Origin of the sequence: Roseovarius litorisediminis (assembly GCF_900172295.1) — a bacterium.
Lineage (GTDB): Bacteria > Pseudomonadota > Alphaproteobacteria > Rhodobacterales > Rhodobacteraceae > Roseovarius > Roseovarius litorisediminis.
In genome coordinates, this window is sequence record NZ_FWFL01000002.1 from 425,332 (window position 1) to 439,243 (window position 13,912).

The 13,912-nt window shown below is 58.6% G+C and carries 13 protein-coding genes; 10 read left to right on the forward strand and 3 right to left on the reverse strand.

The genetic code is table 11. The features are described from left to right. The first annotated feature begins 132 nt into the window (after nt 1-132). The 8 genes from PEL8287_RS05405 (at nt 133) to fcl (ending at nt 9,139) form a co-directional block, all read left to right on the forward strand. Nucleotides 133-1,608, forward strand: a complete 1,476-nt coding sequence (locus PEL8287_RS05405; RefSeq protein WP_085891322.1) for an ABC transporter substrate-binding protein — start codon at nt 133-135, stop codon at nt 1,606-1,608. A 97-nt stretch (nt 1,609-1,705) separates the two neighbouring features. Beyond that, on the forward strand, nt 1,706-2,653 hold the full coding sequence (locus PEL8287_RS05410) for an ABC transporter permease (protein WP_085891323.1): 948 nt from the start codon (nt 1,706-1,708) through the stop codon (nt 2,651-2,653). Beyond that, nucleotides 2,650-3,465, forward strand: coding sequence for an ABC transporter permease (locus PEL8287_RS05415; protein WP_085891324.1), 816 nt, complete (start codon nt 2,650-2,652; stop codon nt 3,463-3,465). Before PEL8287_RS05410 ends, PEL8287_RS05415 begins: the two co-directional genes overlap by 4 nt. Beyond that, nucleotides 3,462-5,027, forward strand: coding sequence for an ABC transporter ATP-binding protein (locus tag PEL8287_RS05420; protein ID WP_085891325.1), 1,566 nt, complete (start codon nt 3,462-3,464; stop codon nt 5,025-5,027). Before PEL8287_RS05415 ends, PEL8287_RS05420 begins: the two co-directional genes overlap by 4 nt. Continuing rightward, on the forward strand, nt 5,024-6,187 hold the full coding sequence (locus PEL8287_RS05425; protein ID WP_085891326.1) for a winged helix-turn-helix domain-containing protein: 1,164 nt from the start codon (nt 5,024-5,026) through the stop codon (nt 6,185-6,187). Before PEL8287_RS05420 ends, PEL8287_RS05425 begins: the two co-directional genes overlap by 4 nt. Before the next feature lie 118 nt (nt 6,188-6,305). Continuing rightward, complete coding sequence (locus PEL8287_RS05430) at nt 6,306-7,046, forward strand: SDR family oxidoreductase (RefSeq protein WP_085891327.1); 741 nt, start codon at nt 6,306-6,308, stop codon at nt 7,044-7,046. A 121-nt stretch (nt 7,047-7,167) separates the two neighbouring features. Continuing rightward, nucleotides 7,168-8,208, forward strand: coding sequence for a GDP-mannose 4,6-dehydratase (gene gmd, locus PEL8287_RS05435; RefSeq protein WP_217807666.1), 1,041 nt, complete (start codon nt 7,168-7,170; stop codon nt 8,206-8,208). Next, nucleotides 8,201-9,139 carry a GDP-L-fucose synthase gene (gene fcl / locus PEL8287_RS05440; protein WP_085891328.1) on the forward strand — a complete coding sequence of 313 codons (939 nt, stop codon included), beginning with the start codon at nt 8,201-8,203 and terminating at the stop codon, nt 9,137-9,139. Before gmd ends, fcl begins: the two co-directional genes overlap by 8 nt. 114 nt (nt 9,140-9,253) lie before the next feature. Here fcl and PEL8287_RS05445 read toward each other — a convergent pair whose 3' ends face one another. Next, nucleotides 9,254-10,213, reverse strand: a complete 960-nt coding sequence (locus tag PEL8287_RS05445) for a KpsF/GutQ family sugar-phosphate isomerase (RefSeq protein ID WP_085891329.1) — start codon at nt 10,211-10,213, stop codon at nt 9,254-9,256. Between the two features lie 114 nt (nt 10,214-10,327). Here PEL8287_RS05445 and PEL8287_RS05450 point away from each other — a divergent pair, with 114 nt between their 5' ends. Continuing rightward, a complete protein-coding gene (locus PEL8287_RS05450; RefSeq protein ID WP_085891330.1) occupies nt 10,328-11,548 on the forward strand; it encodes an MFS transporter in 1,221 nt (406 codons plus the stop codon). Nucleotides 11,549-11,578: 30 nt separating this feature from the next. On the opposite strand, the gene trhO is transcribed toward PEL8287_RS05450, so the two are convergent. Continuing rightward, nucleotides 11,579-12,493, reverse strand: coding sequence for an oxygen-dependent tRNA uridine(34) hydroxylase TrhO (trhO, locus tag PEL8287_RS05455; protein ID WP_085891331.1), 915 nt, complete (start codon nt 12,491-12,493; stop codon nt 11,579-11,581). Nucleotides 12,494-12,569: 76 nt separating this feature from the next. Next, entirely contained in the window at nt 12,570-12,959 is a 390-nt protein-coding gene (locus PEL8287_RS05460) for a hypothetical protein (RefSeq protein WP_235862203.1), read from the reverse strand. 156 nt (nt 12,960-13,115) lie between these two features. On the opposite strand from PEL8287_RS05460, the gene pncA reads away from it, so the two are divergent. After that, nucleotides 13,116-13,712, forward strand: a complete 597-nt coding sequence (gene pncA, locus PEL8287_RS05465; RefSeq protein ID WP_085891332.1) for a bifunctional nicotinamidase/pyrazinamidase — start codon at nt 13,116-13,118, stop codon at nt 13,710-13,712. The last annotated feature ends 200 nt before the right edge of the window (nt 13,713-13,912 follow it).

Here is a 13,912-nt window from a genome sequence, read left to right on the forward strand (position 1 = left end):
GCGCAAACTAGCAACTGCGCGCAAATAAATCCACTGTTCAATTTGTCTTCATTTGCTTGATTACCCGGTGTTTTGCGGGGACACTTCAAACTGTCTGGGGGACGGACACGGTATAAAGACAGGAGGCATGCGATGACATGCGTGCGAAACTGGGGATTGGCAGGCGTTTTGGCGTTGGCCGGAATAAGCGCGCAAGCGCAGGGCGATATCGTGGTGGGCCTTCAGTTGGAGCCGCCGCATCTTGACCCGACAAGTGCCGCTGCAGGTGCCATTGACCAGGTGGTTTACGCAAATGTTTTCGAAGGGCTGACACGGTTTGACCCCGACGGATCTGTAGGGCCGGGGCTGGCGGAAAGCTGGGATATTTCGGAAGATGGGTTGGTCTACTCGTTCCATCTGCGCAGCGGTGTGCGATTTCATGATGGCACTGAACTGGACGCCAAGGATGTCAGGTTTACCCTTGATCGTGCCCGTGATGATACCAGTCAGAATGCGCAGAAAGCGCTGTTTGCAGGGATTGAAACAGTTAAGGTGATTGACCCGCTGACTGTACAGGTGACGCTGAAGGCGCCCGATGGCAGTTTTCTGTTCAACATGGCTTGGGGCGACGCGGTGATTGTGGCGCCCGAAAGCATCGGTGAGATCAAACACAAGCCCGTCGGCACCGGCGCGTTCATGTTTGACGACTGGGTGCAGGGCGACCGGATTGAGCTGGTGAAATATGCCGGTTACTGGGGTGAGCCGGCAAGGCTGGATCATGTTACCTTCAAATTCATCAGTGATCCGACGGCGGCGTTTGCCGCGGTCATGGCCGAAGATGTGGATGCCTTTCCAGGCTTTCCCGCGCCGGAAAACCTGCCCCAATTCGAGGCGGATCCAAGGTTTCAGGTGCTGGTGGGCAGTACCGAAGGCGAAACCATCCTGAGTATAAACAACAAATTGGCGCCACTGGATGATGTGAGGGTACGCCGTGCAATCACCCATGCGATTGACCGAAAGTCGGTAATTGACGGGGCGATGTTTGGCCTTGGCACACCGATCGGTACGCATTTTGCGCCTCATCATCCCGACTATGTCGATCTGACCAGCCAATCCGCCTATGCCCCCGAGCTGGCCCGGCAATTGCTGACCGAGGCCGGGTATGCTGACGGTTTCACAATCACGCTGAAGCTGCCGCCGCCGTCTTATGCGCGGCGTGGGGGCGAAATAATTGCCGCGCAACTGCGCAGTGTCGGGATCGAGACCGAGGTCACCAATCTGGAATGGGCGCAGTGGCTGGAACAGGTGTTTCGGGGCCATGATTTTGGCCTGACCATCATCAGCCATACCGAACCGTTCGATATCGATATTTACGCCCGGCCCGAGTATTATTTTCAATATGACAGTGCCGCGTTCCAAGCGCTGATGGCAGCGCTGAAGGCAGAGGCCGATCCGGAAAAACGCTCGGATCTGCTGGTTCAGGCACAAAAGATGATCGCGGACGATTATGTGAACGCCTATCTTTTTCAACTGGCCATACCCACAGTAGCCAATGCCAGATTGCGCGGTTTGTGGCGCGATGCACCGACACAGGCCACCGACCTGACGGCGGTCTATTGGGACAAGTGACCGCGTCCGCGCCCTTTTACCGAGAGGTTTCGCCGAGGGTACGGCCTGGAGCCGCTGGCAGGGATGTTTTCGGCAAGAAGAAAACGGAGGCGACTTGATGCTGCGCTATGTGCTGCAGCGGTTGGTTTCGCTTTGCCTGTCACTGCTGGTGGCAAGCGCGGTAATCTTTCTGGCGCTTGAGATCGTGCCGGGTGATCCGGCGGCCTATATGCTGGGGCTGAACGCGCAGGAGGATACGCTGGCCGCGCTGCGTGACGAACTGGGGCTGAACGGCACAGCCCTGCAACGCTATGGCAGTTGGCTGAGCGGGATGCTGCACGGGGATTTCGGCATATCCTATACCTATCGCACACCGGTGGCCGAGATGATTGGCGATCGGTTGTGGGTATCGTTGCCGCTGGCGCTATTTGCTTTGGGCCTGAGTTGTCTGATCGCCTTTCCGGCGGCGCTTTGGGCCGCGTCCCGGCGTGGCACGCTGGGTGAACTGGGTGTTATGGGAATGACGCAGCTGGGCATTGCAATCCCGAATTTCTGGTTTGCCATGCTGATGGTTCTGATCTTTGCTGTGAACCTGCGCTGGTTTCCGGCGGGTGGCTTTGCCGGATGGGAAGAGGGCCTTTTTGCCGGGTTGAAATCGCTGACCCTTCCCGCGGTGGCGCTGGCCCTGCCTCAGGCCAGCATTCTGACGCGGGTCATGCGCTCGGCGCTGCTGGACACACTGGGCGAGGATTTTATCCGCACAGCACGCGCCAAGGGGCTGACGCGCGGGCAGGCACTGCGCCGTCATGCCCTGCGCAATGCGATGATTCCGGTGCTGACGATCATTGGCCTGCAGTTTTCGTTTCTGCTGGCAGGTGCCATCATCATTGAGAATGTGTTTTTCCTGCCGGGTCTGGGGCGGCTGGTGTTTCAGGCGATATCAGCGCGTGATCTGATCGTGGTGGAATCGGTGGTCATGTTGCTGGTCTTTGCGGTCATTCTGGTGAATTTCACCGTCGATCTGGCTTATGCCTGGGTTGATCCGCGTCTGAGGGGGCGCAGATGAGGCGCAACCTGATCCTTGGCACTGGCCTGAGCGCGATGTTCGCGGGCGCGGCGCTCTTGTCGTTTTTCTGGGTGCCCTTTGATATCGGTGCCCTTGATATCGCGAACAAAATAAAACCGCCGTCGGGCGCACATTGGCTGGGCACTGATCATTTTGGTCGTGATATCCTGAGCATGATCATGGTTGGGGGGCGCACCTCTATTGCGGTGGCCCTGGTCGCGGTGGGGATTGGCATGGGGCTGGGTGTGCCTTTGGGGCTGGCCGCTGCCGTGCAGCGCGGCGGGTGGCTGGACGAAGGTATCATGCGCGCCAATGATCTGATCTTTGCCTTTCCCAGCCTGCTGATCGCCATCATGATCACCGCCGTTTTCGGTGCCAGCGCGGTGAATGCTATCATTGCGATTGGTATTTTCAATATCCCTGTTTTTGCACGTCTGACGCGGGGCGCGGCCCTGGGCCTTTGGACCAGAGATTTTGTGCTGGCGGCACGGGTTGCGGGCAAGGGGGCGGTGCGGATCAGCTGCGAACATATCCTTCCTAATCTTGTTAACCTGTTGATTGTGCAGGGGACAATCCAGTTCAGCCTTGGCATTCTGGCTGAAGCGGGGCTGAGTTACGTGGGCCTTGGCGCGCAGCCTCCGGTGCCCAGTTGGGGACGGATGCTGGCCGACAGCCAAACGATGATTTCATTTGCGCCCCATATGGCGCTGTCTCCTGGGCTGGCGATTTTGCTGACGGTTCTGGGGCTGAACCTGATGGGCGACGGGCTGCGTGATTTGCTGGACCCACGCCTGCAGAGGGGGCAGAGATGAGCCTTTTGCAGGTTGAAAATCTGCGCGTTGAGCTTGGCGGGGCACCCGTGTTGCAGGACGTTTCGCTACGGGTTGCGTCAGGCCAGATTGTTGGCGTGATCGGCGAAAGCGGCTCGGGCAAGTCGATGACAGCGCTGGCGGTGATGCAGTTGCTGCCGCCGGGTGCACGCTGCACCGGGCAGGTGGCGCTGAAGGGACAGGACATGCTGGCGCTCACTGAAAGGCAGTTGTGCCGGATGCGCGGGCGCGATGTGGGAATTGTGTTTCAGGAACCGATGACCGCACTCAATCCGCTGCAGACAATTGGCCAGCAGGTGGCCGAAACCATCCTGATCCACGAGATTGTCAGCCGGGCAGAAGCGATGGCCCGTGCCGCGCGGACGCTGGAACGGGTGGAATTGCAGGTGCCGCCAACGCGCTACCCGCATGAATTGAGCGGGGGGCAACGGCAGCGGGTCTGCATAGCGATGGCGATTGCACTGCGGCCTGAACTGCTGATCGCGGATGAGCCGACAACGGCGCTGGATGTGACCACACAGAAGGGGGTACTGGACCTGCTGAAACAGCTGGTCGCAGAAGATGGCATGGGCCTTTTGCTGATCAGTCATGATCTGGGTGTGGTGGCGGATATGGCCGATCAAATCGTGATCATGCAGCGGGGTCAGGTGGTTGAAACCGGCCGGTTCTGTGACTTGCGCCATTCCTATTCAAAAGCATTGCTTGCAGCATCAGACCATGTGCCGGATCGTACAGGCGCAGGCAGTGAGGCGCCGTTGTTGCAGTTGCGCGATGTGGTGCGCGACTATCCCACGCCGCGCAAAGGCTGGCTGGGAAAACCGGGCAGGTTCCGCGCGGTGGACAGGGTAAGTTTCGAGATCCGACGCGGCGAAAACCTGGGGTTGGTAGGTGAATCCGGCTGCGGAAAGTCTACGCTGACGCGGGCGATCCTGGGGCTGGAGGCCGTGCAGGAGGGAACAATCCTGCTAGGGGGGCAGCCGGTTTACGACGGGCAGCGGGCCAATCGAAGCATACGCAGGCGTATGCAAATGGTTTTTCAGGATCCTTACAGCAGTTTCAATCCGCGTCACAGGGTGGGGCGGCTGGTCAGTGAACCGTTTCATCTGCTTGAGACGGCTCCGCAAGGGGTCGAGAAAGAGAGGGTCATTGCCGAGGCGCTGGAAAGCGTTGGTCTGCAGGCGGCGGATCGACATAAATTTATCCATGAATTCAGTGGCGGGCAACGGCAGCGTATCGCGTTGGCACGGGCATTGATCATCCGGCCCGATCTGATTGTGCTGGACGAGGCGGTCAGCGCGCTGGATGTTCAGGTGCGTGCACAGATGCTGGACCTTCTGGCCGATCTGGGCGATCGTTTTGGACTGACCTATCTGTTCATCAGTCATGACCTGAGCGTTGTGCGGAATGTAACCGACCGGGTTGTTGTGATGCGGGCAGGCCGGATTGTAGAAGAGGGAAAGACCGGGGAAGTGTTTGAAAACCCGAAAAATATTTATACAAAGCAATTGCTTGCCACAATTCCCCGGTTGCCGGAGAACGCATGAAACCGCTTGAGATTTCCAATCGGGACGCCCGGCGCCTGTGGCTTTGGGCCAACGGTCTGGCGGTATCCCCGGTGGGCAAGCCCGATGTGATGGGCATGATCCGGGCGCTGGGCTTTGTGCAGATCGACACGATCCGCAACGTCACCCGTGCGCACCACCATATTCTGTGGAGCCGCAATCAGAATTACCGAGAGAAAATGCTGTGGCCGCTTTTGCGACAGCGCCACCTGTTCGAGCATTTCACCCATGATGCTTCGCTTATCCCGATGGAAACCCTGCCAATGTGGCAGCGGCAGTTTCGGCGGTTGGGCGCGAAGGTAGCGCAAAATGACTGGTATCAGTCAGGTTTGGGCAAGGTGGAAATCAAAAACATACGTCAGCGTATAGAAAGGGAAGGGGCGCTTTCGACCCATGCCTTTGACACCAAGGCCAGCAGTCGCGAAATGTGGGCGCGGCCGCCGCATAAAAAGGCCCTGGATCAGATGTGGTATGCGGGAGATCTGGCCACCTGCCACCGTGAGAATTTCGTCAAGTTCTATGATCTGGGTGAACGGGTGTTTCCGCCCCATCTGCGCGAGGGCCCGTGCGACCCGGATCAGATAAATTGGCTTTGCGATCAGGCAATTGACAGGCTCAGCATGGGTACATGTGGGGAGGTGCAGCGGTTCTGGGAGGCAATGAGCGCAAAAGAGGTGCAAACCTGGCTGGCTAGCTGTCAGCTAATACCTGTACGCATACAGAATGCCGACCGGAGCTGGCGTGAAGCCTGGGCTGTAGCGGACATTGAAACCCGGTTAAAAGCGGCACCTGCGCCAACCGTACGCCTACGTATACTTAATCCATTCGATCCCGCCATACGCGACCGTATGCGCACCGAGCGCCTGTTCGGTTTTGAATATCGAAACGAGATGTTCGTGCCCGCCGTCAAACGCCGCTGGGGGTATTATGTGTATCCTCTGCTGGAGGGAGATCGTTTTGTTGGTCGGATCGAGCTGAAGGCCGACCGCAGTGAAGGCTGGCTGCGGGTTACCGGATTCTGGCCGGAACCGGGTGTGACCTGGGGTACGATACGGCTGGAGAAGCTGGAGGCCGAACTGAAACGCTTTGCCAGGCTGGCGGGGATCACCGAGGTCAACTGGAGTGTGGCGCGACCGGCCTGAGGGGCAAAACAATTATTCTGCGAATAATCGGGCCAGCCTTCCGGCCGCTGCAAACTGGTCAGCGTCACAAAAACATCGTAGCAATGAGCGGACGAAATTCGAAACGGGGCCTTCATCCATGCGCTTGAAAGGTAAGACAGCCATAGTGACCGGCGGTGCTAGCGGCTTTGGCGAAGGGATTGTGCGTAAATTCATCGCCGAAGGCGCGCAGGTGATGATTGCAGATATCAACGGGGACGGGGCGGCGGCCCTGGCCCAAGAATTGGGGGCGCTGGCCTGTCGGGTTGACGTCGCGGACGGCGCAAGCGTACAGGCGATGGCCCAGACCGCGCAAGAGCTGTTGGGCTTTCCCGATATCATCGTCAACAACGCCGGCATCACCCACCTGCCGCAGGCGCTGGACCATGTCACTGAAGATGACTTTGACCGGGTATTTGCCGTCAATTGCAAATCGGTCTACCTGACGGCCCGCGCGCTGGTGCCCGGCATGAAGGCGCGCGGCAGCGGCACGATCCTGAATGTAGCCTCGACCGCCGGTGTCAGTCCCCGGCCGAAACTGAACTGGTACAATGCCAGCAAAGGCTGGATGATTACGGCCACCAAAACGATGGCGGTGGAACTGGCGCCTGACGGCATCCGTGTCAATGCGCTGAACCCGGTGGCGGGGGAAACCCCGCTTCTGGCCAGTTTCATGGGCGAAGATACGCCGGAAATGCGGGCCAAATTCCTGTCGACTATCCCGCTGGGACGTTTTTCGACACCACAGGATATGGGCAATGCGGCCTGTTTCCTGTGCAGCGACGAGGCCAGCATGATCACGGGCGTCTGCATGGAGGTCGACGGCGGACGTTGTATCTGAGGTCTGGACGGTGCAGGTTTTTGCCCATCGGGCCGGTTAATCGGGCCAAAACACCTGTTCTTTGCGCGCCCAAGGCAGTATCCGGGGCATTGTGAGACAGACCAAACAAGGGGCGCGTATCTTGAAAAAGGCACTTATCACCGGTGTGACCGGGCAGGACGGGGCGTATCTGGCGGAATTTCTGCTGAACAAGGGCTATCAGGTTCACGGGATAAAGCGGCGCACGTCGCTGTTTAACACTGCACGGATCGACCATCTGTTCGAAGGAGAGCCCGGCAAATCGGGTCAGTTTCAACTGCATCACGGCGATATGACCGACAGTTCGTCACTAACCCATATCCTGCAGAAAACCCGGCCCGATGAGGTGTACAATCTGGCGGCGCAAAGCCATGTCGCAGTTTCGTTTGAGGAGCCGGAGTATACGGCCAACTCGGATGCGATGGGTGCGTTGCGCCTGCTGGAGGCAATTCGGTTTTTGGGGATGGGCGAAAAGACGCGGTTTTATCAGGCCTCGACCTCGGAGCTTTACGGTCTGGTTCAGGAAACACCGCAGCGCGAAACCACGCCGTTTTACCCGCGTTCGCCTTATGCCGTGGCCAAGCTTTATGCCTACTGGATCACGGTGAATTACCGAGAAGCCTATGACATGTATGCCTGCAACGGCATCCTTTTTAACCACGAAAGCCCAATTCGCGGCGAAACTTTCGTGACCCGTAAAATCACCCGCGCGCTGGCCCGCATCAAGCTGGGTACGCAAAGCGAGCTGGCCCTTGGCAACATGGACGCCAAGCGCGACTGGGGCCACGCGCGCGACTATGTGCAGATGATGTGGCTGATGCTACAACAGGACAAGCCCGAGGATTATGTCATTGCCACCGGGCAGCAATACTCGGTGCGCGACTTCGTTGCTCGCGCCGCCGAGGCACTGGAGATGAAGTTGACCTTCGAGGGGACGGGCGCGGATGAGGTGGCCCGCGATGAAACCGGTCGTGTCGTGGTGCGCGTTGATCCGCAATATTTCCGTCCCGCAGAGGTGGAAACCCTGCTGGGGGATGCGAGCAAGGCACGTGAACAGCTGGGTTGGGAGCCGGAAACAAGTTTTGACCAACTGGTCGATGAGATGGTGAAATCTGATCTGGAAGAGGCCCGCCGCTATGGCTGAGGCCTATTCGCTGAACGGCAAGCGCGTTTATGTGGCAGGCCACCGTGGCATGGTCGGTTCGGCCATCATGCGGCGGTTGGCGCAGGAGGGTTGCGAGGTACTGACCGCGTCACGTGCAGAAGCTGATCTGACACGACAGGCCGAAGTCGAGGCGTGGTTTGAGACCCACAAGCCGGATGCGGTTTTTGTGGCGGCGGCCAAGGTGGGCGGCATTCTGGCCAATGACAGCTATCCGGCGGATTTTCTGTATGAAAACCTGATGATCGAGGCCAATGTCATTCATGCAGCATATCGCACTGGTGTTGAAAAGCTGATGTTTCTAGGGTCATCCTGTATCTACCCCAAGATGGCGCCGCAGCCGATTTCGGAAGACGCGCTTCTGACCGGACCGCTGGAGCCTACCAACGAATGGTACGCCATTGCCAAGATTGCAGGCATCAAGCTGTGTCAGGCTTATCGACGTCAGCATGGGGCTGATTTCATCTCGGCCATGCCGACTAATCTTTATGGTACCGGAGACAACTACGATCTGAAAACCAGCCATGTGCTGCCCGCGCTGGTGCGCAAGGTTGTTGAAGCGCGCGAGGCGGGTGCGGACGAGATCGAGATTTGGGGCACCGGCAGCCCGCTACGCGAGTTCATGCATGCCGATGATCTGGCAGATGCGCTGATTTTCCTGATGAAAACCTATTCCGATGCAGAGCATGTGAATGTGGGCAGTGGGCAGGAAGTGACGATCAGAGCGCTGGCGGAAATGATCGTGGCCGCCGCCGGGTATAAAGGCCGGATCGTGCATGACACTACCAAACCCGATGGCACGCCTCGCAAGCTGATGGACAGTGAGCGGCTTTTGTCGATGGGCTGGCGGCCGCAGATTTCGCTGGAAGAGGGGCTGGCGCGAACTATCCGTGAATTCGAGACCTCACGCTGAACCGACCCGCCGTTAAAAGGAGCGCGCTGTTCTGCGCGCAGGAAATCTCGTCCTTGGTAGGCCGAAGTATGCCTCCGGCTGGGACTTTTGGGGGGCGGGCCCTCTTTTTACTGACTAGGCGACACCGGCGCGCAGAGCGTCGTGGATGTGGACAAGACCCTGTAGGCGGCCCGCCGTGTCCACGGCAAAAAGCGCGCTGATCTTGTTGGTGTTCATGATGCCCAGGGCCTCGGATAATAGTGCGTCGGGCGAAATGGTGCGGGGGCCGCGGGTGGCCACCTCGCCCGCTGTGCGGCCCATAAGGTTTTCCAGGTTGCGACGCAGATCGCCGTCGGTGATGACGCCGGTCAGGATGCCGTTTTCGATCACAGCAGCCACGCCAAAACCCTTGGCGGTCATTTCCAGCAGCGCGTCGCCCATATTGGTTGTCTCATGCACGATAGGTAGCGCGTCGCCCTTGTGCATGACTGCCCGCACCTTGATCAGTTGCGCGCCCAAGTTGCCGCCGGGGTGAAAGGCCAGAAAATTGTCGCGCTCAAACCCGCGCAGGCGCATCATTGCCACCGCCAACGCATCTCCAAGGGCCAGAGTGCAGGTGGTCGAAGTGGTGGGCGCCATGCCAATCGCACAGGCCTCGGGCGCGTCGGGCAGTTGCAGCAGGTGATCGGCCTGTTGGCCAAGGGTGCTTTCGGATTTTTTGGTAATGGCGATCAGCGGGATGGCAAAGCGGCGTGTATGGGCGATGATATCGGCCAGTTCGCGCGTCTCGCCCGAGTTTGAGATCAGGATCACCGCATCCTGACTGGTGATCATGCCCAGATCACCATGGCTGGCCTCGCCGGGGTGTACGGTTTGCGCGGGCGTGCCGGTGCTGGCCATGGTGGCCGCAATCTTGGCCGCGATATGGCCCGATTTGCCCATGCCCGACACGATGACCCGACCGGGGACCTTGAGCAGCAGTTCGACGACCTCATCGAACGCGGGGGGGAGCCCGTCGCGCATCTTCAGTAGCGCCTCGCCTTCGATACCAAGCACGTCGCGGGCGATGTCGGTGGGGGAGGGGACAGAGGTCATGGATCAGGCTCCGGCTTGGATTGAGAGTGTGATACCCTGCGGCGCGATCAAGGCCAAGCCCCCGGAGCATTTCGTCACTGGTGGAATTCGCGACACCACCGTAACGTCGCGGACATGAACGATCATCTGATCCTTGACAGCCGTTATGCCTGGTCGCGTCTTGCCCTATCGCTTTTTGTGGCGATGATCGGCAGTGCGGGCATGTGGGCGAATATTCTGGTGATGCCAGCCATTCAGGCCGAGTTTGCAGTGGATCGTGCGGATGCGTCATTACCCTATACGTTGACCATGATCGGATTTGCCTTTGGCAATCTGGTGATCGGGCGCGTGGTGGACCGGTTCGGTATCGCTTTTGCGCTGATCCTGTCGGCGCTGATCATCGGGGCGGGCATGGGCCTGTCGGTATTCAGCCCCACCGTCGAGGTGCTGGCGGGGCTGCAGTTTGTCATCGGCTTTGGCTCGGCGGCCACCTTCGGACCGTTGATGGCGGATGTCTCGCAATGGTTCCTGAAACGCCGCGGGATTGCGGTGGGCATCACGGCCAGTGGCAACTATCTGGCAGGTGCGCTTTGGCCGCTGGTGCTGACCGGGGTCATGACCGGTTATGGCTGGCGGGCGGTCTATCTGGTGCTGGTCATCGCAACACTTGCGCTGATGGTCCCGTTGGCGCTTGGCCTGAAGCGCCGAGTGCCACTGGCGGCGAGTGCCCATTCCGACCGGATTTCGGGCGAAAGGGCCAGTGCTACGGGCATTCCGCCGCGGGTTATGATGTTGATGCTGGCGTTGGCCGGGGTGGGCTGTTGTGTGGCCATGTCGATGCCACAGGTGCATATCGTCGCTTATTGTGTCGACCTGGGCTATGGCCCGGCAGTGGGGTCAAAAATGCTGTCGCTGATGTTGGCCGCTGGCGTGGTTTCAAGGCTGGTTTCAGGGGTGATCGCCGATAAATTGGGCGGTGTGCGGACATTGTTGATTGGTTCTGGTCTTCAGTGCCTTGCGCTGTTTTTATATCTGCCAGCAGGCGGGATGGTGTCGCTTTATGTGGTCAGTCTGGTCTTTGGCCTGTCGCAGGGCGGAATCGTGCCCAGTTACACCCTGATTGTGCGGGAATACATGCCAAGCGCCGAGGCCGGGCGCCGGGTGGGGTTTGTGCTGATGGCGACGATTTCAGGCATGGCCATTGGCGGTTGGATGTCGGGTTGGATTTATGATGTGACCGGCAGCTACCAGATGGCGTTTCTGAACGGAATTGCATGGAATTTTCTGAACATAGGCATCATGTTGTTGATCCTGACGCGGACCAGGCCACGTCAGCCCAAGGTCGCGGCGGCGTAAGAAAATTCGCAGAATTTTCGTGAACAGGGCTTAGTCCTGATGCACCACCTTGATATGTCTTTCGCCGCGTGCTTCGGCCAGGGCGATCTGTTTCTGGCGTTCGCGGAACCGCTCTTTGTCCGCCGCGCCGGTTTCATGCGCGCAGTGGTGACACGACACGCCGTGCTCATACTCGGGGCGCTGCCTGTCTTCGGGCAGGATCGGGCGGCGGCAGGCATAACACAGGTGATGCGGACCTTCCTTCAGCCCATGCCCGACCGACACCCGTGCATCGAACACAAAACATTCGCCATTCCAGGTGCTTTGCGCTTCAGGCACTTCCTCAAGGTATTTCAGAATGCCGCCTTTCAGGTGATAGACATCGTCCACCCCCTGCCCCAACAGGTAGTTGGTGGATTTTTCACAACGAATACCACCGGTGCAGAACATAGCGATCTTCTTGTTGTGAAAGCGGTGCTTGTTTTCTTCCCACCACTTGGGAAAATCGCGAAAGCTGGCGGTTTCGGGGTCGATCGCGCCTTCAAACGTGCCAATCGCCACTTCGTAATCATTGCGGGTGTCAATCACAGCCACATCGGGGCTTTGTATCAGCGCGTTCCAGTCTGACGGATCCACATAGTGGCCTACCTTGGCCAGTGGATCGACGTCGGGCTGGCCCATTGTGACGATCTCTTTTTTCAGGCGCACTTTCATTCGGGCAAAGGGCTGTTCGGTGCTGGTGCTTTCCTTGTGCTCCAGATCGGCACAGCCGGGCAGGGTGCGGATGTGAGACAGTACCTTGTCGATGCCTCGGCGCGGCCCTGCGATGGTGCCGTTGATACCTTCGCGGGCCAGCAGCAGGGTGCCTGAAATCTTTTCATCCATGCACATCTGCTGGAGCGGCCCCTGCAAGCGCGCAGGGTCGTCAAAACGGGTAAAGTGATAGAGTGCGACGACGGTATACATGCGCGGCGATTTACGCCTGATCGCCCGCTCTCGCAAGAGCGCAGTGTAAGCTATCCGTTTCTGACGGGTCCATAATCTATCCTGCTCCTTCTGAAATCAGCAGTTCCGTCGGCAGGCCGTTGATTCCGAACACCCGAACCCAGATGTAATTCGGTTTGCCCGACAGTACCCGTTCGACCACATATTCTGATCCGGGCATGATCCGACACGAACCGGTGATGCGCGCACGCATCTCGGGTGTGGTAAAAAACGGATCCCCCTGGTCGGTATCGTGGCGCAGGCCGAATTTATGATAATTCGCTCTGTCCTGCTGCACGATGGCACAGAAATCATTCAGCGGTTGCCCACTTGAATTGCGCATGTCCTCGGTGCGCAGGGATGTGAAATATTCGCCCATTAACTCCTGAGCGGTTGCTGGCGTCGCCAGCAGGAGGGCGCCTAAATACGCCGCCATGATTCTCATCATACCTTCTCTCCTGTGCAATACGGGTTTGAAAAGCCGGGACACCAGATTGCCACTTTGGCCCGCGTCGGGCAATACTTTTGGCAGGCTTTTAGAACCCTTGCCGCCATTGACGAGAAACGTATGGCTGCCTAACCCTTCAGGAAAGGAGACCTGCCCATGACATCCGCGCTGATCGTCATCGACGTGCAAAATGATTTCTGCCCCGGCGGCGCTTTGGCTGTGGCTGGCGGAGATGAAATCGTGCCGGGAATCAACGCCCTGATGGCGGAATTCCCGGCGGTTATCCTGACGCAGGACTGGCACCCAGCGGGACATTCGTCGTTTGCGTCCTCGCACAAGGGGCAGGCCCCCTTTGGCGTGATCGACATGCCCTATGGCGCGCAGGTGCTGTGGCCCGATCACTGCATTCAGGGCAGCACCGGGGCGGCGTTTCATCCAGACCTTAATACCGACCACGCCGATATGATCGTGCGCAAGGGATACAACCCGGCGATCGACAGCTATTCGGCGTTTTTCGAGAATGACCATGAAACGCCCACTGGGTTGCATGGTTATCTTCAGACCCGGGGAATCGACACCCTGACTATGGTCGGGCTGGCCACTGATTTCTGTGTCAACTTTTCGGCGGTGGATGCGGCCAGGCTGGGATATTCGGTATCGGTATCCACCAATCTGTGCCGGGCAATTGATCTTGACGGCTCACTGGCCGCCGCTCAGGCGGGTATGAAAGCAGCCGGTGTAGGGCTGGCATAAGTGGGTTGGCGAATTTCGTAAAACCCTCTTACGAACCTCACCTGATCTGACATCTGAGGTCGCTGATCGGCTCAAACCTTTCCGGTGGTTTGCGCCGGCCCATACATGAGCATGTCGAAAACCGGATCAGGTGCGCCATATCAACCAGTATTACCAGCACAACAACTAAACAGCAGGCAGAGTTTGACAAGCCAGCGTAC